The organism is Thalassospira sp. A3_1 (genome assembly GCF_017744215.1).
Classification (GTDB): domain Bacteria; phylum Pseudomonadota; class Alphaproteobacteria; order Rhodospirillales; family Thalassospiraceae; genus Thalassospira; species Thalassospira lucentensis_A.
In genome coordinates, this window is sequence record NZ_JAGHQQ010000005.1 from 40,086 (window position 1) to 66,348 (window position 26,263).

At 53.4% G+C, this 26,263-nt stretch carries 25 protein-coding genes and 1 tRNA gene; 12 read left to right on the forward strand and 14 right to left on the reverse strand.

What is annotated here, in order from left to right:
- Window positions 1-91: 91 nt before the first annotated feature.
- A complete protein-coding gene (locus tag J7395_RS18280; protein ID WP_209223020.1) occupies window positions 92-1,054 on the reverse strand; it encodes a DMT family transporter in 963 nt (320 codons plus the stop codon).
- A gap of 312 nt (window positions 1,055-1,366) precedes the next feature.
- On the opposite strand from J7395_RS18280, the gene J7395_RS18285 reads away from it, so the two are divergent.
- Window positions 1,367-1,585, forward strand: coding sequence for a hypothetical protein (locus J7395_RS18285; RefSeq protein WP_147253489.1), 219 nt, complete (start codon window positions 1,367-1,369; stop codon window positions 1,583-1,585).
- 18 nt (window positions 1,586-1,603) lie between these two features.
- Here J7395_RS18285 and J7395_RS18290 read toward each other — a convergent pair whose 3' ends face one another.
- Window positions 1,604-2,446, reverse strand: a complete 843-nt coding sequence (locus J7395_RS18290; protein ID WP_209223022.1) for a DUF547 domain-containing protein — start codon at window positions 2,444-2,446, stop codon at window positions 1,604-1,606.
- Window positions 2,447-2,584: 138 nt separating this feature from the next.
- Here J7395_RS18290 and J7395_RS18295 point away from each other — a divergent pair, with 138 nt between their 5' ends.
- Window positions 2,585-3,379 (forward strand): putative metalloprotease CJM1_0395 family protein, encoded by a 795-nt coding sequence (locus J7395_RS18295; protein WP_209223024.1) that lies wholly within the window; start codon window positions 2,585-2,587, stop codon window positions 3,377-3,379.
- 69 nt (window positions 3,380-3,448) lie between these two features.
- Here the strand turns inward: J7395_RS18295 and pyrC are convergent, their stop codons facing one another.
- Window positions 3,449-4,504 (reverse strand): dihydroorotase, encoded by a 1,056-nt coding sequence (gene pyrC / locus J7395_RS18300; RefSeq protein WP_209223026.1) that lies wholly within the window; start codon window positions 4,502-4,504, stop codon window positions 3,449-3,451.
- Window positions 4,505-4,640: 136 nt separating this feature from the next.
- A tRNA-His gene (locus J7395_RS18305) sits at window positions 4,641-4,717 on the reverse strand.
- 318 nt (window positions 4,718-5,035) lie between these two features.
- Here J7395_RS18305 and J7395_RS18310 point away from each other — a divergent pair.
- Window positions 5,036-6,037, forward strand: coding sequence for a Gfo/Idh/MocA family oxidoreductase (locus tag J7395_RS18310; RefSeq protein ID WP_209223028.1), 1,002 nt, complete (start codon window positions 5,036-5,038; stop codon window positions 6,035-6,037).
- An 81-nt stretch (window positions 6,038-6,118) separates the two neighbouring features.
- Here the strand turns inward: J7395_RS18310 and J7395_RS18315 are convergent, their stop codons facing one another.
- Both J7395_RS18315 and J7395_RS18320 read right to left on the reverse strand, forming a co-directional pair.
- Window positions 6,119-6,355 carry a 4-oxalocrotonate tautomerase family protein gene (locus tag J7395_RS18315; protein ID WP_062952159.1) on the reverse strand — a complete coding sequence of 79 codons (237 nt, stop codon included), beginning with the start codon at window positions 6,353-6,355 and terminating at the stop codon, window positions 6,119-6,121.
- Between the two features lie 52 nt (window positions 6,356-6,407).
- Complete coding sequence (locus J7395_RS18320; RefSeq protein WP_209223030.1) at window positions 6,408-7,121, reverse strand: SDR family oxidoreductase; 714 nt, start codon at window positions 7,119-7,121, stop codon at window positions 6,408-6,410.
- A 170-nt stretch (window positions 7,122-7,291) separates the two neighbouring features.
- Between J7395_RS18320 and J7395_RS18325 the strand changes: the two genes are divergently transcribed.
- Window positions 7,292-8,218: a LysR family transcriptional regulator gene (locus J7395_RS18325; RefSeq protein ID WP_209223032.1), complete on the forward strand. Its 927-nt coding sequence runs from the start codon at window positions 7,292-7,294 to the stop codon at window positions 8,216-8,218.
- Between the two features lie 12 nt (window positions 8,219-8,230).
- Here the strand turns inward: J7395_RS18325 and J7395_RS18330 are convergent, their stop codons facing one another.
- Window positions 8,231-9,097: a LysR family transcriptional regulator gene (locus J7395_RS18330; RefSeq protein WP_209223034.1), complete on the reverse strand. Its 867-nt coding sequence runs from the start codon at window positions 9,095-9,097 to the stop codon at window positions 8,231-8,233.
- A gap of 116 nt (window positions 9,098-9,213) precedes the next feature.
- On the opposite strand from J7395_RS18330, the gene J7395_RS18335 reads away from it, so the two are divergent.
- Entirely contained in the window at window positions 9,214-9,552 is a 339-nt protein-coding gene (locus J7395_RS18335; protein WP_062959420.1) for a rhodanese-like domain-containing protein, read from the forward strand.
- An 81-nt stretch (window positions 9,553-9,633) separates the two neighbouring features.
- Here the strand turns inward: J7395_RS18335 and J7395_RS18340 are convergent, their stop codons facing one another.
- Window positions 9,634-10,806: an aminotransferase gene (locus J7395_RS18340; RefSeq protein ID WP_209223036.1), complete on the reverse strand. Its 1,173-nt coding sequence runs from the start codon at window positions 10,804-10,806 to the stop codon at window positions 9,634-9,636.
- A 425-nt stretch (window positions 10,807-11,231) separates the two neighbouring features.
- Between J7395_RS18340 and J7395_RS18345 the strand changes: the two genes are divergently transcribed.
- The 3 genes from J7395_RS18345 to J7395_RS18355 all read left to right on the forward strand — a co-directional run bounded on the left by J7395_RS18345 (window position 11,232) and on the right by J7395_RS18355 (window position 14,968).
- A complete protein-coding gene (locus J7395_RS18345) occupies window positions 11,232-11,570 on the forward strand; it encodes a P-II family nitrogen regulator (protein WP_007091888.1) in 339 nt (112 codons plus the stop codon).
- 64 nt (window positions 11,571-11,634) lie between these two features.
- A complete protein-coding gene (gene glnA, locus J7395_RS18350; protein ID WP_062952153.1) occupies window positions 11,635-13,044 on the forward strand; it encodes a type I glutamate--ammonia ligase in 1,410 nt (469 codons plus the stop codon).
- A gap of 136 nt (window positions 13,045-13,180) precedes the next feature.
- Window positions 13,181-14,968 (forward strand): tetratricopeptide repeat-containing sulfotransferase family protein, encoded by a 1,788-nt coding sequence (locus J7395_RS18355; protein WP_209223038.1) that lies wholly within the window; start codon window positions 13,181-13,183, stop codon window positions 14,966-14,968.
- A gap of 45 nt (window positions 14,969-15,013) precedes the next feature.
- On the opposite strand, the gene J7395_RS18360 is transcribed toward J7395_RS18355, so the two are convergent.
- Complete coding sequence (locus tag J7395_RS18360; protein ID WP_247742275.1) at window positions 15,014-16,681, reverse strand: diguanylate cyclase; 1,668 nt, start codon at window positions 16,679-16,681, stop codon at window positions 15,014-15,016.
- 167 nt (window positions 16,682-16,848) lie between these two features.
- The gene (locus tag J7395_RS18365; RefSeq protein ID WP_062952150.1) at window positions 16,849-17,190 is read right to left on the reverse strand and encodes a hypothetical protein; all 342 of its coding nucleotides are present in this window, start codon (window positions 17,188-17,190) and stop codon (window positions 16,849-16,851) included.
- 197 nt (window positions 17,191-17,387) lie between these two features.
- On the opposite strand from J7395_RS18365, the gene J7395_RS18370 reads away from it, so the two are divergent.
- The 3 genes from J7395_RS18370 (at window position 17,388) to J7395_RS18380 (ending at window position 20,220) form a co-directional block, all read left to right on the forward strand.
- A complete protein-coding gene (locus J7395_RS18370; protein ID WP_209223040.1) occupies window positions 17,388-17,792 on the forward strand; it encodes an OsmC family protein in 405 nt (134 codons plus the stop codon).
- A gap of 131 nt (window positions 17,793-17,923) precedes the next feature.
- Window positions 17,924-19,228 carry an alpha/beta fold hydrolase gene (locus J7395_RS18375; RefSeq protein ID WP_209223042.1) on the forward strand — a complete coding sequence of 435 codons (1,305 nt, stop codon included), beginning with the start codon at window positions 17,924-17,926 and terminating at the stop codon, window positions 19,226-19,228.
- 50 nt (window positions 19,229-19,278) lie between these two features.
- Window positions 19,279-20,220, forward strand: a complete 942-nt coding sequence (locus tag J7395_RS18380) for an alpha/beta hydrolase (RefSeq protein WP_209223044.1) — start codon at window positions 19,279-19,281, stop codon at window positions 20,218-20,220.
- 16 nt (window positions 20,221-20,236) lie between these two features.
- Here the strand turns inward: J7395_RS18380 and J7395_RS18385 are convergent, their stop codons facing one another.
- Window positions 20,237-21,175 (reverse strand): AraC family transcriptional regulator, encoded by a 939-nt coding sequence (locus J7395_RS18385; RefSeq protein WP_209223046.1) that lies wholly within the window; start codon window positions 21,173-21,175, stop codon window positions 20,237-20,239.
- Window positions 21,176-21,316: 141 nt separating this feature from the next.
- Between J7395_RS18385 and J7395_RS18390 the strand changes: the two genes are divergently transcribed.
- Window positions 21,317-22,300, forward strand: a complete 984-nt coding sequence (locus tag J7395_RS18390) for a phytanoyl-CoA dioxygenase family protein (RefSeq protein WP_209223048.1) — start codon at window positions 21,317-21,319, stop codon at window positions 22,298-22,300.
- Window positions 22,301-22,340: 40 nt separating this feature from the next.
- On the opposite strand, the gene J7395_RS18395 is transcribed toward J7395_RS18390, so the two are convergent.
- The 3 genes from J7395_RS18395 to J7395_RS18405 all read right to left on the reverse strand — a co-directional run bounded on the left by J7395_RS18395 (window position 22,341) and on the right by J7395_RS18405 (window position 26,163).
- Window positions 22,341-23,324: an adenosine deaminase gene (locus J7395_RS18395; RefSeq protein ID WP_209223050.1), complete on the reverse strand. Its 984-nt coding sequence runs from the start codon at window positions 23,322-23,324 to the stop codon at window positions 22,341-22,343.
- Window positions 23,325-23,390: 66 nt separating this feature from the next.
- Window positions 23,391-25,160 (reverse strand): sulfotransferase, encoded by a 1,770-nt coding sequence (locus J7395_RS18400; RefSeq protein ID WP_209223052.1) that lies wholly within the window; start codon window positions 25,158-25,160, stop codon window positions 23,391-23,393.
- Window positions 25,161-25,260: 100 nt separating this feature from the next.
- The gene (locus tag J7395_RS18405) at window positions 25,261-26,163 is read right to left on the reverse strand and encodes an EamA family transporter (RefSeq protein ID WP_209223055.1); all 903 of its coding nucleotides are present in this window, start codon (window positions 26,161-26,163) and stop codon (window positions 25,261-25,263) included.
- Window positions 26,164-26,263 lie beyond the last annotated feature (100 nt).

Here is a 26,263-nt window from a genome sequence, read left to right on the forward strand (position 1 = left end):
CACAAACAATATTGACAAATCTGCCTGTCCCGGCATTAGGCACAAACGACCAAAATAATCGTATTTTAAGCAAAAATGCCCGGCCTGAAGGCTACTTTTTGCCATCGGGTGCGGTCATGATCGGTGCTACCGGGTCACATTCAATCTCGGCAACATCCTTATCCCTGACAGTCTTTCGCCCGAAACGTATCTGCGAAACGGCAATCCCGGCCAGAATAACGCCAAGCGCGATCACGCTGGTGGGCTGAGGCACTTCCTGAAGCACAAGAAAACCGACCATCACACCGACGGCTGGCACAAGGTAATTGTTAAACACCACAAAGCTCGCCCCGGCACGCGCAATCAGATACAGAATCAGGAACATGGCAATGCCAGTCGGGAAAATCCCCAGATACAGGATCGACAGCGCCCCATCAACGTCCCATCCCATATTCCAGGGCTGATCAACAAACAGCGCAAAGGGTGCGAGCATCAATGCGGCAAAAATCAGAATCACCGCCGCAGATCCGACGCGGGGCTGATCGCGCAGATTGCGCGCAACCAGCGATGAAATCGCGTAGCACACCGCCGCGATCAAAACAGCCAGCTGAAAAACAAGCTGTCCGCCAAGCCCGGTCAGGGTTTCCGGTCCGACCAGAACAATCACACCGATGGTGCCAAGAACCACGCCAAGCGCCTTGCCCGTCGAAAGTTTTTCATCATGTGTCACGAAATGCGCCAGCGCCACCGTTGTCAGCGGCACGACAGACATCAGGATTGCCGCCAGCCCTGCATCGATTTCCGTTTCGCCATAACTGATCAGGAAAAAAGGGATAGCATTTCCCAGCAACGCGACAAAGAAGGTAGACCACCACGCGCGCCGACCCTTTGGGAGGTCACTTTTCCGGATAAAAGCAAAGGCCCAAAGCACGAGTGCGGCAACGCTCAGCCGCCCGGCTGCGACCACCAACGGCGAATAGGCATGCACACCGATCTTGATGAAGGTGAACGAGCTGCCCCACATCAGCGCCAGCAAAAACAGCAACGCAAATTCACGAATTCCCGGACGTGTCATCTTCCCAGCCTATTCTTGCCACAGTTTTTGGGCTTTATCGAACATCGAAAGCCAACTGACAGCGTTAGAGCCAGAAAACACGAGAATCAAGCGAATAGCTGAAAATCAGCCGCCCCATAATGCGGCCTGCAATCGGCACCACCTAAAAATAAAGCCCCATCTTGTCTAGCGTGAAATCGCCTGTCGGACTTTGACGCAGCACAACGCTTTTGCAGCGAAAAGATGAAAAAAGACAATGGACACAACTTAATTGTTGAGAATGATTTTCAATCGCTTTATTGTAAGCGCAATAATATGAATGGGATGCGAGCAATGAAATATGTGGATCAGGAACTGACCATTGAGGAAATGCTGGCCGATCCGATCGTCCAGACATTAATGCGCTACGATGGTATTTCTGCCAGTGACGTTCGTCACACGATTGATCAGGTTCTGCAAAATCGCCTACCATTGCGCCCTGTCCGGGTTCGCAGCAGCGGTGTAGCCCCCCATGACTGGCGTATGACCGGCCTGCGTCCGGATGCGGCATGATGCCTGAATGACCGCGACTCACGGACCGCTATCGTTCAATGACCAGTCATAATGATAGCCGCTGATTGGTAAATCAACGCCGTGGACGCTCAGCCACGTTGCGAATTCCAATCCGGCATAGCGCGCCAGATGATCGGAAAATGCGGCATCGCTTTTGCCAAAATCGGATCGATACCAGTCAAAAAGCGATGAAAGCTCTACCCCTGATCCGTCTTCTGCCAAACGGACCGCACGTTCATCCCGGATGAACGCCAAAGCAGCCTTATCAAGTTGCTCTTCTATACGGCTGCCGTCATAGGCCGTTGCCATCAGTGCCGGACAGCCAATCGACGCACAGTTAAGCGCATAATGAATGCGGGGATCCTGCCAGATCGGACGCAGGATGCGATGTTCAACATCATTCAGACTCAGTGACCGTCCCTCGACCAGCAGAAGTTTTTTGTCCCACGGCCCCACCGAGAACCAGCCAGGCGAAATATTGATGTCGCGAATACTGTCGACCGGATAATGATCCAGGACCACCGCAACTGTTTGCGCATTATAAAGATTGATCCAGAATGCCATTTGCTGTTCGCGGCTGTATCCATCGATTTCAACGGATTGCATTGCAGCAAGGTAGCCTGAAATTTGTGTACGGCTTGACGATTTGGCCCCGGCATAATCGAACTTGGTGACACCCGACGAAACCACAATCAGGTGATGATCAAGAATCGTTTGCCAGGGAGAATGATCAATTTCTGCTTCGTTTGAATCGTCATGGGTCTGCCAGTCCGGCCAAAGATCAGCATCCGGTGCGGCGAATGCAACCACCGGCAACATTGCCCAAAGCACGGTCACGACCGACATCCATAAACGTTTCAAAATGTCATTTCCCCGGCACCATCCATCCGCGATCCTGCATTCTATGGTCGACGGGCCGTTCAAGGTCACATCAAACTGCCGTGATGGCAGCACCGCCAATTATATACACCTAACCACAAGTTGATATATAATGATCCCATGACACAGGCCGGTGCAATTCAGCTTATCCCCGGCAGTGGCGGGCAATTGGGACAAGTCATTGCAACCCGAGCCCTCCTCGGTGCCGAACACCAATCGGCAGATTCTGGTTCTGCCGGTAATGGTTCTGCTGGGCCACAATTAAGGTCTGCCGCCGTTTCGATCCGTCCAATCAACGAAGCCATCTCTGTCACACCGCCACCCGATATAACGGCAAACGCGCCTTCCGCGCCGGTCAACAGCACAGCATCAATTGTAACCATCATTCAGCAGCTTGATCCTCGCACCCTGCCGGGGGCAGCAGCACCCGACACCCAAAGTCCTGCCAAGCAACAACGCGAAGCGCGCGAGGAAACACCTGAAAGTGCGCGCCCACCAACAAGCAACCCGGCCCTTCTGACCGACCGCGAACGCGAGATTGTACGTGAATTGCAGGCACGGGACGCCAATGTCCGGACCGAAGAAGAAAGCCATCAGACCCTTGCCGGTGCGAATGCCGGAATGATCAGTTACAGCTACACCGCCGGTCCCGACGGGCGGCTTTATGCCACGGGCGGCAAGGTTAGCATTCACCCGCTTCAGGGCCTTGACGGGATTGCGGCGATTGCCAATCAGGCCGCCATATCGCGCGCCGCCTCTATGCCCGGAACATCATCGGCCGACTTCAATGTTGCGCAGGGTGCCTCACGTAATATCAGTGCGATGATCGCAACACAGGCGATTGCGGCCGCAGAAAGCTATCGCATGACCCTGGGGCTGCACGCGGCCCCGGCCAATATTGACATCACGGGCTGACCTTCATCGTAGAAGCCAAAGAAAAGGGGCTTGCCAAGCAGGCCCCTTTTGAACATGATTTGCGCAAGCCTAATCGGCATAGTGCCAGTAAATCGGGAAACCCGGATCAAACACTGTGACGGGACCCTCACCGGTTTCAATTCTGGCCGGGAATGTTGCCGCCTCATCGCGCTTTTCCAGCGTGATCTTGTCGCCATTCAACGGCAGACCATAGAATTGCGGCCCGTTGACCGAGGCAAAGCCTTCAAGCTTGTCTAGCGCCCCTTCTTCCTCGAACACATGGGCCAGAAGCTGGACCGTGTTATTGGCGGTAAAGATACCGGCACAACCGCATGCGCTTTCCTTGCGATCATCGGTATGCGGCGCTGAGTCAGTCCCCAGAAAGAAGCGCACATCACCGCTGGTCGCGGCCTTGCGCAATGCGAGGCGATGCTTTTCACGCTTGGCCACCGGCAGGCAATAGAAATGCGGATGAATGCCGCCAACCAGAATGGCGTTACGGTTGATGATCAGGTGGTGCGTCGTGATCGTCGCGCCAAGATTCTTGTCAGTGGCCTTGACGTATTCAACGCCGTCTTCGGTGGTGATATGTTCCATGATCACGCGAAGTTCAGGCAAACGCTTGCGCAGCGGATCAAGAACGCGATCGATGAACACGGCCTCGCGGTCGAAAATATCAATCTCGGGGTCGGTAACTTCGCCGTGCACGCAAAGTGGAATGCCAAGACTTGCCATGCGTTCCAGCACAGGCATCGCCTTGTCGAAATCGCGCACTCCACTTGCCGAATTCGTCGTCGCCCCGGCCGGATACAGCTTCAACGCCGTAATCACGCCATTTCGATATCCTTCTTCGACATCGTCGGGATTGGTGCCTTCGGTCAAGTAAAGCGTCATCAGCGGCGTAAAGTCGTGACCCTGCGGGATGACCGCGTTAATCCGGTCACGATAGGCTATCGCATCCTCGGTCTTGATCACCGGCGGCACAAGGTTTGGCATGATGATCGCACGCGCGAAATGTTCGCTGGTTTCACCAATGACCCCTTCAAGCATCGCGCCATCGCGCAGATGCAAATGCCAGTCATCCGGACGGCGAAGGGTAATGCGATTTACTGAATTTGCGGACATGGGGGCGACCTCCTCGGAACCGGAACAAACGAATGGGCGCGAGCGCAAAGGCTAACTAGCAGATCAGTCCCGGTTTTGGAATTGGAAAGCGGCCCGAAAGACAAAAGGCCAGGCATTTCTGCCTGACCTTTTCACATGGGGCGAGTGATGGGACTTGAACCCACGGCCCCCAGAGCCACAATCTGGTGCTCTAACCACCTGAGCTACACCCGCCGTCGTGTGGCGCGGTTTTTATCGCCAGGAGCCCCGGACGTCAAGCGCATATTTTTACTTTTTTGCCCTGTTTTCCCCGGAACTTCGCAAAGTCGCACAATCCGGGGGACTGCGGGTTTTAACATCGGGTATATCATTGCATCCAATCCAACCGAACAGGCATCCCATCCGTTTGAACATCTTGCGTGATCGCGCAAGTGGCCTAATTAAATCAATTCAATATCTTGTACACGCCCGCCATTCCGGGCGAAATTAACACGGCGCACCGGCCTAAACCGTCATGTGCGCCACAAAGAGAAAACAATACGGAGTATCGGAATGAAGTGGGGCGTCATCAGCACGGCAAAGATCGGTACGGAAAAGGTCATTCCGGCCATGCAGGAAAGCGACAAACTTGAAATTCTTGCCATTGCCGGACGTGATCTTGAAAAAACGCGCGAAACCGCCCAAAGCCTGCGCATTCCGCGCGCCTATGGCTCCTACGAAGAACTGTTGGCCGATCCGTCAATCGAGGCAATCTATAATCCCCTGCCCAACCATCTTCATGTGGAATGGACGATCAAGGCGCTGGAAGCAGGAAAACACGTACTGTGCGAAAAACCGATCGGACTGGACACCGAAGATGCCAAGCGCCTGATCGCAGCGCGCGGCAAAAGCGGCAAGCATGTACTTGAGGCCTTCATGGTCCGTCATCATCCGCAATGGCAGGAAGCACGTCGGCTCGTCGAAAGCGGTCAGATCGGCACAATCACCACGGTGCAAAGCATCTTTACCTATTTCAATGCCGATCCGAACAATGTGCGTAACAAAAAGGATATCGGCGGCGGCGGTTTGCTTGATATCGGCTGTTACTGCATCGTCGGCCCGCGCTACATCACCGGCAAGGAACCGGTGCGTGTGGTTTCCCTGATGGACAAGGATCCGAAATTCGGCACCGACCGGCTTGTTTCGGGCATGCTCGATTTCGGAAGCGGCATTCAGGCAAGCTTTGTTTGCGGCACACAGTCGGCTGCCGTGCAACGCGTTCATATCCTTGGCACCGAAGGCCGCGTAGAAATCATTATGCCGTTCAACCCGATCCCTGAAAATCCGGCACTGATACGTATCGGCACGCAAAAACAGCCCGGTTTTGACGAAGCACGCGAAATCAAATTCCCGATCTGCAACCACTATACCCTGCAGGGAGAGAATGCGACGGCGATCTTTAATGGCGAAAGCCCGATCGATTATCCGATCGAGGACGCCATCGCCAATATGCAGATCCTCGATGCTCTGAGCCGCTCTGCACGTACTGGAAGCTGGGAAATGGTCAGTTCCTGATACCTACCGAAAAGAAGACGAAGAAAAGGGCGCAGCTATTCGGCTGCGCCCTTTGTACTTGTATTTGGCTTGAAACCGATTTCAACCGGCCTTTGCCGCAGCCTGTTTTCGATGCTCGGTAACCGGAATACCGCCGACGCCCCAGTTATCTGTCTCGACTTCGTCGATGACAACGAAGGTGCTGTTATGCGGTTTGCCCAGAACCTCGAACAAAAGGTCGCTAACCCCCTTTATCAGGGCCTGCTTTTCCTTGACCGTGGTGCTGGTTTCTCCCTTGGTGGTTCCCTCACGGGTGATCTTGATATTTACATAAGGCATCTTGTTCTCCTTGGGCATTGGCCCGGCTTGACAATTAGGATTAACATCGGAATTACCAGCGACCGGCGTGCTGACCACCATCGACATTCAGGGTTTCACCGGTAACGAAGTTGGCCAGTTCAAGATAACGAACAGCATCAGCAATGTTTTCAACCTCGCCCATTCGTCCCATCGGATGAAGGCCGTCGAAGAATTCGAAATGTTCGTGTGCATGCATCGGTGTTTTGATGATGCCCGGCGCAATGGCGTTCACACGAATACCCTGCTTGGCATACTCAATCGCAAGCCCACGGGTTACCGAGTCCAACCCGCCCTTTGTAAGGGTTGCCAAACCGGATGGAACACCGGCCAGAGCCTGATGAACCAAACCAGTTGTAATCTGGACGATATGACCGCGCCCCTGCCGCAGCATCAGGGGAATGACACGCTGCGTGATATGGAAGAACCCGGCAACATTCACCCGCAGAACATTCTCGAAATCTTCGGCAGAATATTCATGAAACGGCTTGCTGATAAAAATGCCCGCGTTATTGATCAGGGTATCAATCCGCCCAAAACGGTCTTCCGCAGTTTCAACAATCTTTGTCGCAATCACCGGGTCGCTGATATCACCGGCAACAGTCACGACTTCGTTATCTTCACTAGCCGCGATATTGCGAGAGTTGGCAACCACCGCATATCCCAGTTCGCGATAGGTTTTGACAACACCGGCACCAATGCCCTGGGAAGCACCGGTTATGATGGCAACTTTCCGTTCGTTACTCATGACTTCATTCCTTACAAAACTGAACGATGCAGGCATCACGGCCATACTTTTCGTTCAGGCAATTTGAATTCGCCCGTTGGGCAACAGCGTTACCAATGGTTTAATTAATTGCGCCATTCGATAGAATTAGTGAAAAATGCAATTCAGCCTTTCGATTTAAGGAACGAACAATGGACCGCATTGATGCAATGAAGGTTTTCATCACCGCCCTGGATGAAGGCAGTCTTGCCGGGGCGGCACGAAAGCTTGGCCGGTCCCCGGCTGCAGTCACGCGGGCTTTGACATTTCTGGAAAATCATATCGGTGTGCAATTACTGCACCGTTCCACACGTGCACTTCGTCTTAGCGAGGCGGGTGAACGCTATGCCTCTGCATGCCGTCGCATCCTCATTGATATCGAAGAAGCCGACCTTCTGGCAGAAAGCGAGACAAAGGCACCACGCGGTCTGTTGACCGTAACCGCCCCTATCACCAGCGGGGCCGGTATCCTGCGCCCGATACTTGATGATTATCTTGACCTGCACCCAACAGTACGGGCGAAGCTTCTGTTGCTTGACCGGATTGTCAGTCTTGTTGACGAAGGCATTGATGTGGCATTGCGTATCGCCTATCTGACTGACTCCAGCATGATAGCCATCCGCGTGGGCGAAGTCCGGCGCCTGCTGTGTGCTTCGCCGTTCTATCTGGATAACAATCCACCGATCCGCGAGATCGTGGATTTGGCTGGCCATCAATGCATTGCCAATTCCCAGTTAGGCGAAACCGGATGGTCCTTCCCCTCCAGAACTGCCGACCGCGCGCCTCGGGTTGTGCGTTTTACACCCCGCCTGATCGCCAACGGCATTGCTGGCACCCTGCCCTCTGCCGTGGAAGGCAAAGGGGTTACGCGGGCATATTCCTATCAGATTGCCGAACATGTCGAACGGGGCGAATTGCGAATATTACTGCCAGATGACGAAGAACCGCCCATCCCGGTTCATCTTGTCATCCCCGAAGGACGGCTATCCACGCCGCGTGTGCGCACCTTTGTCGATTATGTGGTTCCCCGCCTGAAGGCAGAATTCAGCCGCAGGAATGCTATTTGCGCCAGAAGATAACGAGCTGTTTGTTCATGCCCCACCGGCAAACAGTGCTGATTTGGCCTTTAATCTTGCAAACATGAATTCATTGAATACCCGAATACGCGGCACAGCCTGCAAATCATGATGGATCAAAACCCACAGATCATTATCCAGTCCGTTGATCGGTTTACCCAGTACCCGGATATTGGCGAAAGCCTGCGCCAGAAAATACGGTAAAACGGCCACGCCCGCGCCGCTATCAACAAGACGCGCAACGTTCAAAAGTGAATTGCTGCGCAAAGCCACCCGGCCATCAGCGAAGTTTTTATCACGCCATCGGGCGGCAGCGATATGCGCGAGGCTTTCATCGCAGGTGATCCAGGGTGCGTTTTCGCAATCATCAAAAACATCCGATCCACAAACCACCGATGTGATCGCACCGATCCTGCGTCCGACAAGGCTGCCGTCCGGTGCGTTCGCCGGGCGGATGGCAATATCGGCGTCATGCCGGTTCAAATCATAAAAACGGTTATCGGTGACAACCTGCAACGTGATTTCAGGAAAAGCCACCCCAAACGCCGCAAGATCGGAGGCCAGAACCGCATGAAGCAGTGTATCGGTTGTGGTCAGCCTGACTGTACCGCTCGGGCGGATATCCGTCCCGGCCAGCTTGCGCGACAAAATTGACAATTCACCTTCCAGCTTTTCGGCGGCCTCGATCGCCACCTGCCCGGCATTGGTTGGCTGATAGTCGCCCTGATTACGCTCGAACAGTTTATTGCCCAATCGCCCTTCGATATCTGCAAGACGCCGAAACAGGGTTGAATGATGAAGTCCGGTTTGACGCGCAGCCTGCGTCACACTGCGTGCCCGCGCCACAGACAGAACCAGTCGCAGATCATCCCATTCCAGCATCCAAATCACCGTTCGCTTTTGTGCACACAATATTTGATTTATCACAAATTTACTTCGCAAAACAGCGCATCAATACTCAAGTCATCAAACACTACGTCACATAAAGGAGACGGCAGATGGCTGTTAAAATCACCCGCGAAGAACTGAAAACCGCCCTTGCCGGGCCAAACGCCCCGACCCTGATCGAAGCACTTCCGGCAAAATATTATGTCGATGCCCATTTACCGGGTGCGATCAACATCCCCCATGACCTGATCGCCGAAAAAGTCACGCAGGTCCTGCCCGACAAAACAGCCCCCATCGTGGTTTATTGCGCGAATGGGCCGTGCCGCAATTCCGGGCTTGCAGCCGATACCCTGTCCGAGCTTGGTTACAGCAATGTCCGCGATTACCACGAAGGCAAACAGGATTGGCGGGATGCAGGTCTTCCTCTGCAAGGTCAGGGAACGCTGTAGCAGACGGCGGGATCACCCCCTCCTAAAACGCAAACAGGCCGACAATTGTCGGCCTGTTTCATAATGCGCCAAGGCATTTCTCTACTTCGCAAAAGCCTTTTTCATCCGTTCGATGGCTTCGGTCATTTTTTCTTCGTGCTTGCAGAAGCAGAACCGCACAAAGTTCCGCACCCCGCCATCTTTACCCTGATAGAAGGCTGAAACCGGGATCGCGACAACACCGGCTTCCTTGATCATTATCTGGCAAAACTCGACATCGTCGCAATCATATCCGAGCGGACGGAAATCGCAGGTAATGAAATAAGTACCCTGAGAGTCCAGAACACCAAAACCGACTTCCTTCAAACCTTTCATCAGGAAATCGCGCTTTGCCTGCATTTCGGCCGTAAAGCCCTCAAAATAATCATCACCCTTGTTAAGCCCGTAGGCAACACCGTGCTGCAGCCCCGGCGGGACAGTGAAAACAAGGAACTGATGTGCCTTTTTGATCGGCTCCATCAGTTTGGCACATGCCGTGATGTACCCGATCTTCCATCCTGTCAGCGAGAATGTCTTTCCTGCCGACCCGATCCGCACAGTGCGGTCGCGCATACCGGGGAAAGTCATCAGCGGTTTGTGTTTGCGCCCGTCAAAAACCAGATGTTCATACACCTCGTCACAGAGCGCGATGACGTCATGCTTGATGCAAAGATCGGCAATGAACTGCAATTCATCATCGCCATAGACCTTTGAACACGGGTTCTGTGGCGAGTTGATCAGGATCAGCTTGGTTTTCTCGGAAAATGCTGCGGCAAGCTCTTCGCGCGGCAATTCCCAATGCGGCGGGGTAACACGCACCAGCTTGGGAATACCCCCTGCCAGCTTCACCATAGGAAGGTAGCTGTCATAAAGCGGTTCGATCAGGATCACCTCATCGCCAGGAGCGACCAGACCAAGGATCACATCTGCCAGCCCCTCGGTCGCGCCCACAGCAACAAGGACTTCTTTTTTCGGATCTACCTCTATGCCATAAAAACGCTTGTTATGGTCGGCAACCGCCTGAAGCAGTTCTGGAACCCCGGCAAGTGGCGGATACTGGTTTGACATTTCCATCGTCGCATGCGCGGCAGCTTGGCGGATATCTGCCGGGCCGTCGGTATCTGGTGCGCCCTGCCCCAGATTGATGGCATTATGTTTCTGGGCCAGTTCATTCATCACTTCAAAAATCGTGATGCCGCCCGAAGCAAAAAGAGGATTGCCGACAAATTCGGTCATGAGGCGTCCTTATCTGTGTATCGATACCGGTCGGTGGCAACCGGCCTTTTATTTAAGATGTCTGATGGCAGAGATCATATTTCTGGCAGACAGATTATATGATCCTTCCCCAACCGTCATAGTCCGTGTTTTCTGTATTTTGTGTCGCATGATGCGGGCTGATCAGGCAAGCACGGATAGATGGAAACCACATTGAACACGGCGCGCACAGACCATTTGCATAAATTTTGAACATTATGCCTAAAAGTCGACCAGATGCATTCAAGAAAATCTTAAAAATTTCATGGGTTTTGCTGGGTTTTCGCGCAGAGACTCCTTAGAATGATCGTGCGGGCCAAAACTGGCACGGCCCGTGCAATTGACGCGGCAAAGCAATTGAGCTTTCCGAGTTCTACGCAACTCTCGCAAAAAGCAGAGGGCGCTTAATGAAAAAGATTGAAGCCATCATCAAGCCATTCAAGCTTGACGAGGTCAAAGAGGCCCTTCAGGAGATTGGCCTCAAAGGGATTACCGTTACCGAAGCCAAAGGCTTCGGCCGACAGAAAGGCCATACGGAGCTGTATCGCGGCGCCGAATATGTTGTGGACTTCCTGCCGAAGGTAAAGTTGGAAATCGTCGTTGAGGACACGCTTGTCGAGCGTGCGATTGAGGCAATCCAGCAAGCCGCTCATACCGGTCGTATCGGTGACGGTAAAATCTTCGTTTCCTCGCTTGAGGACGCGATCCGCATTCGTACCGGTGAACGGGGCAACGACGCGATCTAATCGGTCTGTTACCTGACATTGAACATCGTACGGTCACTAATTTTGAGTTTTAAAGGGTTGCATCATGTCTGACGCTGCTTCTGTACTTAAGCTTATCAAAGAAAAAGGCATCCAGTTTGTCGATCTGCGCTTTACCGATACCAAAGGTAAATGGCAGCACACCGCGCAGGACATCTGCACGATCGACGAAGACGTTTTTGTTGACGGCATCATGTTCGACGGTTCGTCGATCGCCGGCTGGAAAGAAATCAACGAATCCGACATGATCCTGATGCCGGATCCGTCAACCGCAGTTGTTGATCCGTTCACCGCACAGCCGACCCTGATCATCGTTTGTGACGTTATCGAACCGGCCACTGGCCAGGGTTACGAGCGTTGCCCGCGTTCGACCGCGAAACGCGCACTCGCATACATGAAATCCGCTGGTATCGGCGACACTGCATATTTCGGCGCAGAGCCGGAATTCTTCATGTTTGACGACGTTCGCTGGACCACCGCAGGCGAAGGCATGGGCTATCAGCTGGACTCCGAAGAAGGCCCCTACAACACCGGCACCGAATTCGAAGGCGGCAACCGCGGCCACCGTCCGGGTCCGAAGGGCGGCTACTTCCCGGTACAGCCTGTTGACTCGGCCAACGACATCCGTGCCGAAATGGTCAACTATATCAACGAAATGGGCGTGCGTTGCGAAAAGCACCACCACGAAGTTGCACCGTCGCAGCACGAACTGGGTATCGCATTCGGCACCCTGATCGAGCATGCCGACGCCGTTCAGATCTACAAATACTGCATCCACATGGTTGCACACCAGTATGGCAAAACCGCAACCTTCATGCCGAAGCCGGTCTTCGGTGACAACGGTTCGGGCATGCATACTCACCAGTCGATCTGGCACGAAGGCAAGCCGCTGTTCGCAGGTAACGGTTATGCTGACCTGTCTGACACCGCCCTGTACTATATCGGCGGCATCATCAAGCACGCCAAAGCACTGAATGCTTTCACCAACCCGACGACCAACTCCTACAAGCGTCTGGTCCCGGGCTTCGAAGCACCGGTTCTTCTGGCTTACTCGGCTCGTAACCGTTCGGCTTCCTGCCGTATCCCGTATACCGCTTCGCCGAAGGGCAAGCGCGTCGAGATCCGCTTCCCTGATCCGCTTGCCAACCCGTATCTCGCATTCACCGCAATGCTCATGGCTGGCCTTGACGGTATCGAGAACAAGATCCACCCGGGCGATGCAATGGACAAAAACCTCTATGACCTTCCGCCGGAAGAGCTCAAAGAAGTCCCGACTGTTTGCCGTTCTCTGCATGAAGCACTTGATAGCCTCGACGCAGATCGCGACTTCCTGAAAAAAGGCGATGTGATGAGCGACGACCTGATCGACGCATACATCGCTCTGAAAATGGAAGAAGTTATCCGCTTCGAACAGTCGCCGCACCCGGTCGAATTCGACATGTACTACAGCGGCTGATCCTTTCACAAGAAAGGACCATCGAACACGAAACGCCCGGCCATGTGCCGGGCGTTTTTCTTTTATCCCGGCCGCCAGTTTTTCTGCCAGCAAGCGTGTTTACACACAGCACCAGCCCAAAAGCCCGGAAGAACTGATGTCAAATCAGATAGCAGAACGTCACCAAACGAAAACAACGATCAAGGCCATCGCCGAAATCCGAAACCAGTGGGCCAATGGACATCGCCGGAAGGCCCGCAAACTGTGTTATCGTTTGCTAAAAGAGAAGCCTGACCTGCCCGACGCCCTGCATATCAGTGCCCTGATGCATCATCAGGATGGCAATGCCCTTGATGCGATTCATGATCTTGAAAGGGCATGCAACAGTTCTGATCCACAAACGGTTTACTTTACCGATCTATCCGCCATTCTAAGCGCATCTGGCTATCCGGCGCAGGCAAAAACCGTTCTGACCCAGGCTCTAAAACGCAAACCGCTTGATCCGAAGCTGTTGCTGCAAATGGGCATTTTCCTGACCGGGAATAACGAGGCACGACAGGCAGTACCATTTCTGAAACGTGCGATTGCACTTGCACCATCCGAATGGCTTGCATGGAATGCAATGGGGGCGGTCAGCCTCGCCCATGATGATCTTGATGCCGCTATCGGTCATTTCCGCACCGCAGGGAAATATGCCCGGGGATCCGGTCATATGGACGGTTATATCGACACCCTCATTAGCGAAGGTGAATGCCTTAAAGAACTGGGGCAGATCGATGCGGCCCGCGCTATATTCAAAGGTGTCCTTGCACGGCATTCCGGCCATATCCGCGCATGGCATTGCCTGACCCTGATCGACAGAGTTTCGGCAGACCACCCGTCCCGGCAGGTAATGATCAACAAGAACAGATCACGATCCTTTGAAAGCATTCCCGACGGTCAAAAGGAACTATTGCTGTTTGGTCTGGCCAAAAATCATATGGAACACGGCGAAATTGATGCCGCAATGAAAGCATTGAATGACGGCAATCGCATCAAGCGTCGCAACATTCAATATTCCCCGCAAACCATCGAAAACGTCCTTGGCATTACCAAGGCGGCCTTTCCGGCAGAACGATTTTCCGATCTGCAAACCCCAGATGAAAAGGGTGATCAGCCACAACATGTTTTCATCGTCGGCATGCCGCGATCCGGAACGACACTGGTCGAACAAATTCTGGCATCTCACCCGGAAATGTACGGAGCAGGTGAACTTGACACACTTGGTTATCATCAGGATGCCCTGATCGAGCATCAGGTTAAACAAGGTCAGCCTCGTGACGAGGTTCTTAAATTCAGCGACGCGTTTATTCAGACACTCGGCACCATCTATTGCAAAGAAGCGCGGGCAAGGGTCAAAGCTGATTCTGGCAGCATGAAAAGCATGCCCGTCAAACGCATTATCGACAAGATGCCTGCCAATTTCACTCGGGCGGGTCTGATTGCGCTGATGCATCCGGACACCCGGATTATCCATTGCCGCCGTGATGCGATGGACACCTGTTTTTCCTGTTACAGTCGACGCTTCGGAAGTGCCCAGAATTTCAGCTACGACCAAATGGAACTCGGCGCATTTTACAACAACTACCTGAAATTCATGGACCACTGGCGAAACATTTTACCTGCTCATCGCTTTATCGAGGTCGATTACGAAGACATCGTCAATAACCTTGAAGGACAAGCCCGCCGCCTTATCTCTTTCATGGGATTACCGTGGGATGAAGCCTGCCTGACATTCTATGAAAACAGACGCCAAGTTCGTACACACAGCACCTTACAGGTTCGGCAACCGATCTATCGCAGCAGCATCGGTGCTTGGCACCCCTACGCCCGATATCTTGGTCCGCTGATGGATACGCTGGGCATTGATCCGGCGACCGGGCAACAAAGGAAAGAGGCGGGATGAATAAGTCACCCCACCCCAAACAGAAGCTTATCACCTACATCGGCGTCAGGTGGTCTCATCCCTATGCAGGTCAGGTTCAAGTTCCGGTCGATAAAAACATGCCTGTCCCTTGCCCGCGGCCTTGGCCTCGTACATGGCCTTGTCCGCACGGCGCAATTGTTCGCTCATGTCACAATAACCGGCATCAAAAACGGTAAAACCGATAGATGCACCGATATCGCACGCATTTCCTTCCCATACATAGGGCTTGGAAATCTCGGTAATGATCTCATCAGCCAGAGTGGCCATTTCATTTTCATCACCCTTGTTAATAAAGAACAGGGTGAACTCGTCCCCGCCCAAGCGGGCCACTTCTTCGGCGCGACGTGCAACCCGTTTAAGACGCTTCGCTGTCTCGACAAGAACCCAGTCACCTGCCGCATGCCCCAAAGTATCGTTGACCGCCTTAAAGCCATCCAGATCAAGCAGAAAGATCGACGCCGCAGTATTTGTACCTCGCAGAACCGTCTCGCACTGCGAAAGTTTCTGCATATAGCGCGCACGGTTGGCCAGACCTGTCAGTTCGTCGTTATTCGCCTTGTTCTGTAATTCACGCGCGGCGAGTTTCTGCTTGGTGATGTCGCTTAGCCACCAAAGAACGGATTCCTGTCCTTCGAATGTGAGCGGCTCCATGGATGTTTTAAGCCATCTTGCGTCGGAATCCGCCGGGCGACGAATACGAAGCTCGACATCCTGCAATTCGCCGAGCATATCCATATCCTGCAGGCTTTTTTCGCGGTAGCGTTCCGAAAGAAGGACCGTATCGGTTGGCATCGTCTCGTCACTGTTCAGTGCCAGAAGATTGCCGAACATTTTATTGAAGAACCGGAATTCACCACCGTCCCGGCTGGATATGCCAACACCAATAGGGGCTTTTTCAAGCAATCCCGTCAAACGTTGCGCCGCCGCAGCAACTTCGGCCTGCGCACGTTTCAACGATGTGACATCAATCAGCGACCCGATGGTCCCGGCAATCGAACCACTTGGACCTTTCAGACTTGCAACAGCAAACAATGCTGATTTTTCAACACCACCCATTTCGAAATCGATTTCGTGCCGCACATGCCCTTCGGATATCAGTAGTGGTGCTTCGTAATCGGTAATCTGCGCGACCAATGGCTTAGAGGCGACATCGGCAAGTTTGCTACCGATCACCTTTTTGGGTTCATGGCCGATCAACTCTGCAAACGCGTCATTGCAACGGTTAATCACACCATCCAGATTTTTAAGGTAAACCGGGATCGGCAGAACATCGATTAAATGCTGGATGAAAATCTTGTGATCGGACAAAGCCTTGGCAAGCTCCTCGGCCTTGCCCGCTTCGCGAAAGACCAGCGCAGTCAGACCTTCGGGACCTTCGGCCTTGCGCCAGGTGACTTTTTTACCGCCCGTCTGAAACGCGGGCAAGTCCGCCTTGGCTGTTTTACCGGAAATCAGGCCAAGCGTCTCGCGCACGGCTCCAACACCATCACCCGAGGCGAATTCAGCATTTTTCGCCAGAAATGCAAGAAACTGTTTGATTTCGCTGCCGTCACGCAAAGCCGATTTCGATGCGTTAAAAAGATTAACCGCAACCGGGTTGGCATGAACGATTTTAAGATCGGACGAACCGATAAATATAATGCCGTCACGCGCCAGTGCTGCTGTGGCGACGACGTCCGGAGCAATTGACAATACACGTACGCGCCGCTTTGCGACGCACTCCCTTTCCCGTGTTATCTATAATGCCCCAAAACCATTGGATCTTTTGTAAATCCAGACCCATTAGAAGGCCTTTTACAAGGCTCTTATTGCATACGTAAGTATATGGCAAGACTGCTCTTGCGGCCAGTGCCAATCCGTCAGGATTTTTTATCTCCAACCGGCAGATCAATATATCCCCGATCAATGCAATGTTCGAGTTCCCGGGCTGCTGCCAGCATCTCCTGATAGCTTTCGCGAAGATGCTTAAGCTTCGCCAGTTCTTCGGCCGTCGGGTGATTATCCTTGCGGTCCGCACTGAGCTTGAAAGCATATTTGAGATAATCGGCACGAAGCTTGGCGACGTTGATAATCAGCGGCAAGGCCGTATCGACGCTCATATCGGGGATCGCAGGACTGATGACTTCATGGTTCACTTCACGCAAAACATGTTCCATGGCCATCATGAAACGGCTTTTGCTGCGTCCGGCATCCTGCGTCATGACTTACCCTCCTTGGCGATAACGGTCTGGAATGACATACATTATCTCCTGTTAAGGTAAAAACTCCTATAACAGTTTTACACCCCTGCATTTGATGTTTTTCAACCTGTAACTGCCTGGTGCGATCACGGCTTGCACGATCCGGTCAGGCAGGCTAGACGATGAAGCATGGAATTCTCGAGACAAGGAACCCGATCATGGAAGCACGCGTAAAGTGGCTTGAAAATCTGACATTCACCGGCACCAGTGGATCTGGCCACGGAGTGATCATGGATGGCAACAGGGACACCGGCTTTGGCCCGAGCCCGATGGAAATGCTGCTTCTGGGACTGGCAGGATGTTCATCGATTGACGTCGTGCATATCCTGCAGAAAGGCCGCGAGAAGGTCGTTGACGTTCAGGCAGATGTGAAAGCCGAACGTGCTGAAACCGATCCCAAGGTGTTCACGAAAATCCATCTGCATTTCAAGGCAAAGGGTGAAAACCTGAACGAAGCCAAACTGGCCCGTGCGGTTGAACTGTCAGCCGAAAAATATTGTTCAGCCTCGATCATGCTGTCGAAGGCTGCCGAAATCACACATAGCTGGGAAATCATGGAATAAGTGCCTGATTTGCCAGCCTGCTTTAAAGCGGTCCGTTTCGGGCCGCTTTTTTGTTAGTCGCGTCATAATCCAGCCTGAGTTAGAGTTTATCGGACAAGCCTGCAAACAGAAATGATGGAAGGAAGCATCCCATGTCCGTAAACGGCTTTGTGCGTTCGACACTTGTCGCGGTTACCCTTCCGGCGACCCTCGCACTTTCGGGATGCTTTTTTGAAGATCCGCAACATGATCCATCCGGTCTTGCCATCGCCGCACCAGCGACGAACGAACCGTTTGACGATTACGTCAAAAAAACCAGCAAACAGCTTCGCTCGGCCCTGAAATCCAAACGCTTTGATCAGGAAGCCGCCCCATTTGGTCAATACAACCTCGATCAGGTGGTCGCAATGCGAGCCCCCTTTGCCACAGGTCCGGACAAGGCTGCCTGCGATGCCGCCGGAAACGATACGGCACACGGCAGGGATGTTGGGTTCCTGATGGTGCACGGCCTGACAGACAGTCCGTTTCTAATGACCGATATCCGCGATACGCTAACATCCAAACTCCCATGCGCAACCTTCCATGGCGTCCTGCTTCCGGGGCATGGCACCGTGCCAGGTGATCTTTTGGACGTAACCTACGAGGAATGGATCGAAACGGTTCGCTACGGCATGGATGGCTTCACCGATGGTACCGATCACATCATCACCATCGGCTATTCGATGGGGGCAGCCTTGGTCGGACGGGAATTTGATGCTCGCCGCCGCGATCCGCGCATGACGGCAATGGTTTTGCTATCCCCCGGTTTTTCGGCCAAAAGCGATCAGGCCTGGCTGACACCCTATGCCCGTTATGTCCAAAGCTGGGTTGGACAGGGTGAAAATAGCGATGCCGCCAAATACGGCTCGATGGCAATGAATGCGGCCGCCGAATTCCACCTCCTGACAGAACCCTATCGCAATGGCACCATGGATGCGTTCGATATTCCCGTCTTCATGGTCGTCAGTTCAGATGACCGAACAGTTGATCCCTTACTGGCCGCAAATTTCTTCTGCAGCAAGGTGACAAACAACAACAAACGCCTGATCTGGTATCAGGGCGAAGAACACCTGATTGACGAACATCCGTTGTGCGACGGTGTCGACATTGTCAAATCTGCCGATCCGGACTGGCGTACCCTGAACCACGCCCATACCGCGATTACCATGCGCCCTGAAAATCCACATTACGGCATGGATGGCGTCATCCGTCGTTGCGATCATTACGACGAGCAAAGCCCCAACAGCAAATGCCAGACCAGCAGCGATGCCGTTTACGGCGAACTCAATCTGGCGGAATCCGCATCACCGGGCAGCCTGCGACGCGGCACCTTCAACCCGGACTTCGTCAGCATGCTTGATAAGATGACCCATTTCATTGAAGTGTCACTGGAAGTCCCCGGAAAGACCGCAAATTGATGAATAGTGCTGATCGCCCTCCGACCACCGGATAAGAAGCTCGCGAAGACATGACATTTGCCATTGATCGTTTTACCGGACAAAGCGGCCTGACATTGCGTTATGCCCTTTACTCGCCCGAAAATGCCCTTGGTCATGTCCTGATCCTTCAGGGTCGTGGTGAATTTATCGAACGATATGATGAAACTGCACGCGAACTTTCGGAACGCGGGCTTGGATGCGTCACATTTGATTTTCGCGGTCAGGGCGGATCGACCCGCGAAGTGACGGAAAGCCATATGGGTTATGTTGGTGATGTCGGACATTATGTCGAAGACACCCATGATGTGCTCCGGCATCTGGCCAATCAGCATAATACCCGCTGTGATCTGCTACTAACTCATTCGACCGGTGGGTTGGTCGGTATGCATATTTTGCTTGAAAACCCGGACCTGTTTGGCAGTGCCGTCATGATTGCCCCGTTCTTCGGGCTTGGCGGTCCGGACTGGATTGCGCTTGCTGCACAGTTTCTGTCAGCCGGCCTTTGCCGATACGGGTTCAATAAACAGTTCCTGCCGGGGCAAAAGCTGCTTTCGCCATTACAACCCTTTGCCGATGACAATCTGCTGACATCGGATCGTGCGCGCTATGAACGCAACGTCACCTGTTTGCAGGACAATCCCGATCTGGTGGTTGGCGGGGTATCAGCAGGTTGGCTTGATGCCTGCTTCCGGGCTCAGGCGGAATTGTCACGTCGCGTGGTGCCTGACAATGATTTTGCGGCTGCCCCCCTGCCCCCGATTACAATGGTCCTATCAGGAAACGATCAGGTGGTCAGCAACCGCGCCACACAGGAACTGTTTGGTGATCATCCATCCGTCACCATGGTCGAAATCCCTGAATCCCGCCACGAAATCCTTCAGGAAAGCGATCATTTCCGCGCCCTTTTCTGGCAGGCGTTCGACCAGCATCTGGCAAATCACCACCACAACTGGACCCTGCCCGGTTTCTGATAGGCGATGTTCGCCCTCATACCGCCTGCAATATCCCCTTTTCAAACCGGTCCCGCCGAAACCGGCTCGGTGGCATGCCACGATGACGGGAAAACTGCCGATTAAAATGCGACAGGTTCTGGAAACCGGCTTCCTCCGCCACCCGATAGATCGGAAGGTCCGAAGACAGCAGCAGCGATACCGCCCGCCCGAGCCGCAACCCCATCAGATAATCCTGAACGCTTGATCCTGTATGGCGTTTAAAAAACCGGCGCAGTGTCCGTTCGCTCATGCCGGTCTGATGGGCTATTTCGGCGCTGCCAATCTGCTCGACATAGTGCGAATGCAAAATATCCAGAACCCGGCCAAGCCGGGTTGCCTCGTGATAATCGGGCACCGTTGCATCAAACCGCTCAGACGCCAGCGGTATCCGTTCCCGCGCATCCAGCAAAACCCGTAATACCTCTATCAGCAACAATAAGCGGTCGGCCGGATCGCCGGCATCAAACCGGGGCGTAAAGGCTGCAACCTTTCGCGCGGTCAGGGCATCGAACTTCACCCCCCGCCTCGCATCTGTCAGGGCAGGTCGCAAACGCGCAAATTCCGGCATCGTTGCACAAACATTATTGATCCAATCGGCCGTAAACCAGAACACAAAGGCCTGATGTGGCCGTTCGCCCGACTTTGCCTGCAAATCAAGATCATAGGCCCCCATGTCGATTTTCCCGGCTACGGGCGGGGCGGCATTGTCCGAATGCCATGTATGGGGCAGGTTCGGGCCCAACAACACCAGGTCATCGTCACCGTAAGAACCGATATGATCCCCGACATAGCGTTGCCCCTCACTTCCAAGCGTCAGGGTCAGTTCATATTCCGGATGAAAATGCCACTCGAACGGGATCGCACGCAGGTTCCGATGCAAGCCACGCCATGACCGGTCCGGTGCAATTTTCACATGTTCGAACAGAAGCTTCATTCAAATGCCCGCTTATACGGCTATCGCAATCGATTAACTTGGCCGAATAGTATCATATTATGTCCGCCCTGTCAGTGGGCGCAATCATTGCAGGACCCTAGAATGGTTCCAACATCATGAACCATGCGGGAGGAAACAATCATGAGCATGCTGGCAAACGCGACCATGGTGACAATGGCCCCAATGGGCCCGAATGCAAACAGACCTGGCAATACCTCGGTCAAGGAAGTCACCGGTACGCAATTGCGTGACCTTGAAAAAACGCTGCCGCTGCGCGTGCTGTCGGATGCGGATTTCAAACACTGGCAGACCTATGGCTATGTTGTCGTGAAAAATGCCGTCCCGCAGGAACAGGTCAAGGCCACCGTCGATTTCCTTTGGGAGTTCGAGGAAAAAGACCCGAACGATCCGAAAAGCTGGTCCCGCCCGCAAATGCGCGATCACGCGATGACTGAACTGAACAATTCCGGCATGGTTGAAGCCTATCATCATCAATCAATGTGGGATAACCGCCAGACACCACGGGTTTATGATGCCTTTGTCGATATCTGGGATCGCACTGATCTTTGGGTATCGATCGATCGCGCCAATCTTAATACCCCCAATGTCGGCGCGCGTGCCTTTGACGGCTTCATTCACTGGGACGCCGATACCAGTCAGTATCCGTTGCCAATCAATGTGCAGGGGGTTTTATCGCTGGTCGATACCAATGATGATATGGGTGGTTTCCAGTGCGTGCCCGACCTGTTTTCCAATTTTGCCGATTGGCTTGCCACCGCACCAAAGGATCGCGATCCGTTCCGTCCGGACATTGCCAATATTCCCTATGAACCCAAACGCATCCCGATGCTGGCCGGTGACCTTCTGATTTTCAACAGTCTGCTGGCACATGGCATCCGTGCCAACCGGTCTAACCAGACACGCATTGCGCAGTATATTTCGATGGCTCCGGCAACACCGGAAGAACAGGAACTTGTCGATTGGCGGACCAAAAGCTGGTCCGAACGCCTGCCAGCCCGCGGCCACGCCTTCCCCGGCGACCCGCGCAATTGGGAACAGACACGCTATGATCGCGCAAAACTGACCCCGCTTGGGGAAACGCTTCTTGGCAAAACGCCTTGGTAACAGAACAAAAAACGCCCCGGATATCCGGGGCGTTTTTGCATCAGTTGGCGTCAAGTTTCGCGATCAGTGCGGCTTTTGTTTCCGCATCTACAAACGCCGCTTCAAGAGCCGTCCGTGTCAGCCCGCGAAGCTCTTCCGCGCTGAAGCCGAACACGTCTTTGGCCCGCTGATATTCTTCCGCCAGTGTTGTATCGAAAAATGGCGGATCGTCGGAACCCAACGTCACCTTGACCCCGGCATCGTAAAGCCTGCGCAACGGATGGGACGCGTAATCGGGATAAACCGACAGGGAAATGTTCGAACCCGGGCACACTTCCAAAACGATGCCGCGCTTTACCAGTTGCTCGACCAGTTTTGGATCTTCAATGGATCGCACACCATGTCCTATACGGGTGACCGGCAATTTGTCGATCGCATCCCAGACACTCTGCGGACCCTCGACCTCGCCTGCGTGGGTCGTGCAGCCAAGCCCGGCGTCGGCGGCAATTTTAAAGGCTGGATAAAACACTTCCTGCGAAAACATGCTTTCATTCCCGCCCATGCCAAACCCGACAATATAGGGATGACCGCAGGCAACGCTCTCAGTCGCCACACCAACGGCCTTCTCCGGTCCGATATGGCGTACGCAGGTCATGATGATCCGACCAACAATCCCGGTTTCCTTCTTGGCTCTGTCGATGCCCTCGGCAACGCCGTTCAAATGATCATCAAATGAAATCCCGCATTCCAGCGCATGCGACGGCGAACAGAAAATCTCGACATAGAGCGCACCGGCTTTGGCCTGTTCTGTAAGGTACCAGTGGGTCAGATCGGCATAATCCTTGCCAGTGCGAATGGCCGCACTCGCCTTATCAAAACTCATCAGGAATTCAGGAAAATTCGACCAGAGATACCGATCCTGATCATCATAAATCCCGTCCGGGAGGGAGATTGCATTCCGGGTGGCAAATTTCCGCACCAGTGCCGGCGTCAACGCGCCTTCCATATGCAGATGCAATTCGGCTTTGGGGATATGCTGTGTCATTTATGGGCGCTCCGGATCTTTTTATTTTCTTTGCTAATCCAGTTCTAACCTGAACAGGTTAGCCGGTCACGCCACAACCGTTCTTCCCTGTGATTTTTTCCCGACCGATTTATCATCCACTGCCAAGTCCGCAAGCGGCCCGATATAGCGAGAAAATCGCTGCCATTTACCGACTGCATCCCGATTGATTGGACGGCGCACTTGGGTCATGCTGGCAGTGCGGGCTGCCTTTTCCTCGCGATAGAATTCAAGACATTCCGGCCGCCAATCCAGTCCGCAATGCGCTAGATAGTCACGCGCCACCTGCTCCGGCTCTGCCACGAGGTCTTCGTAAGACAGATCAAACAATGTTCCGTTCCTGTCAGTTTCAAACAGAACAGACATCAGTTTTTCATAAGCACGATAATAATCCGCCAGATCACCAAGATCATCGGCGTAGCGCATCGGGATGGCAAAGGGTGTGGTATAAAGCGACAGGCAGGTCGCCAACGGATGGCGATGGGTATGTAATATTGGCGCATCAGGGAATACACGACGGATCAAACCGACCCGCAGGAAATTGGCTGGTGTCTTGTTGGTTACAAATTTCACGTTCGGATCATAGGCATTCAGTGCCGCAAGATACCGTTTGCGAATCTCGCCAATCATTTTGCCATCAAGGCGTTCCATCTGCTCCGAGATTTTACCCGTTCCCGTGACATCGACAACGATCTTGGAAAAATCGGCAATCTCTCCTGCTGCGAAAACATCGGGATGGGCTCCCAATATACGCTCGCTAAGTGTCGTTCCCGAACGTGGTAAACCAACGATAAAGATCGGCCTAGGACCAGTTTCCGCCATTGTGACTGCGGATATTGCCCCCTCTCCATCCTCCCACTTGGCTTCGGCCTTCACCAATTCACCGATGCGCTCCATTTCAGCCAGTTCCAATGGCATATCAATCGGAGATACCTGGCGGTTTGCCACATGCCCGCGACGATACCAGTCAAAGGCGGTTTCCATATTGTTTTCGGCCTCGGCCATACGTGCCAACGCAAAGCATGCCTGATAAACCTCACGCGCGGGGGCGTCATCCGAAAATGCGATCTTTGACAATGTATCGGTCGCCCCGACCGGCATGGCTTCCGGACGCAAAAAAGCAATATGCAGATAGGGTTGCGCACCAATATCGTCATAATCATCGATAAGCCTGATGCATGCAGTTATTGCACGATCCACCATCCCCGAAAGGGCAAGAACAGATGCCTGAAATATCCGTAACCCTTTGTCACCTGGCGCATCTGCAATCAGCTTGTCAAGCAGACCAAGCGCCTTTTGGGTCATCTCGCAATGCATGTAAACACGAAGCAGCAGCCTTTGAACCTCGGGCAATCTCGGATACCCGTGCGCAATCCCTTCCAGAAGCCCGATTGCACGGTCAATACTGGCAGAAACACTACGTCCTGAACCGAACCGCATTATTTCCTGACGGAAAAGAAGATCAGCCAGAATTTCCCTATAGGCCGGGTCCTTGGGTGCATTCCGATGCTTCTGTTCGACAATCTCGATTGACGCCTTAAAGTCACCAGAACGATCAGAGAAATGCAACAAATTCTGCGCTACCGGCCCGAAATAGCGATCACCGGGTTCCAGACTACGAAACAGGTGTCGCAACCTTTGACCTCCCCGCGCAAAATGCGATCCCTGCATTTCTGCAACCGCCGTCATAATATGGATTTCGGTCCGTTTGGGGTGGGTACGTACAAGCTTTGCGCCAATAAATGCAGCCTTGTCGAATTGACCTGCCGACATGGCTTTTTTCATTTCGGCCGCAATATCTTTTTGTACCTGAGCCATCAGGACGTCCCCAAACTAAAAGCGCGATATAAATGAGTTGAAGTCACTTATATTGCACAACATAGAGACAATTTGGAAACAGAACATTCAGTCAACAATGTCAGCTTCGGGACGGCGTCGTAACTGTGCGGCGCAACATACTGATCGATGCCAAAAGCGCACCGCCGACGATCAAAAGGCAACCAGTAATCACCGCCGGACTGGCATCGGCCTTGCCAAAGGAAATCAATAAAATCGTGCTGAGCAAAGGAGCACCATAGGACGCAACGCCAAGCGCCTGTATGTCACCGAGCTTGGTCCCGTAATCCCAGACAAAAAACGCAGCCCCCACCGGGCCAAGCCCAAGTCCGACAATCGCAAGCCACTGCCCGGTATCAGGCATAACCCAGATTTCAGTCACGCCATGCGTTATGAACCCCAGCACCGCCGCCCCGACGCAAAAACCGCTAACGGCTTCGACCGGAACATTGCGATAACGCCGGTTAAGCACCGAATAGCCCGACCACAGGATGGAGCAAATCATTGCCGCCCCATAGCCAACGCGATAGGCCGGATCAAAATCAAAGCCCTGCCCTTTGGTCACCAGAACCGCAGCCCCGCAAAGTCCAAGAACCGCCCCGGCAATGTGATACCAATGCAATCTTTCGCCCGGCAAAAGGGCCGAAAACAACACAATGAAAAGCGGCCAGAGATAGGCAATCAGACTGGCATCAACCGCAGGCGCATTGGCTAGGGCAACGAAATAGAAAAAATGATAGCCAAACAGCCCGCCGACACCTAGCACCCAGGCACCAATCGGCTGCCTTAACGCCCGAAAGGCCGAAAAACCACCGCGCGCAATCCAGACGAAACTGAAAATTGCCGCCACGGAAAAACAAAGACTGACCAGTTGAAAAGGCGGGATGGAGCCGGCTTCAGTTGTGAACAAAGCCAGCAATGCCCAAAGCACAATCGCAATGCCTCCAATCATGGAGGCCTTCGTTCGATGATCAAGCAAAGTCATGGACGCCATCCCGGAGTTCAACTAATCGCGGGGGAAATGAAAGCATCCCACGACGGCCACGTCTTTGCTCAAACTCCGGATTTATTGGTCACAGCGCGGG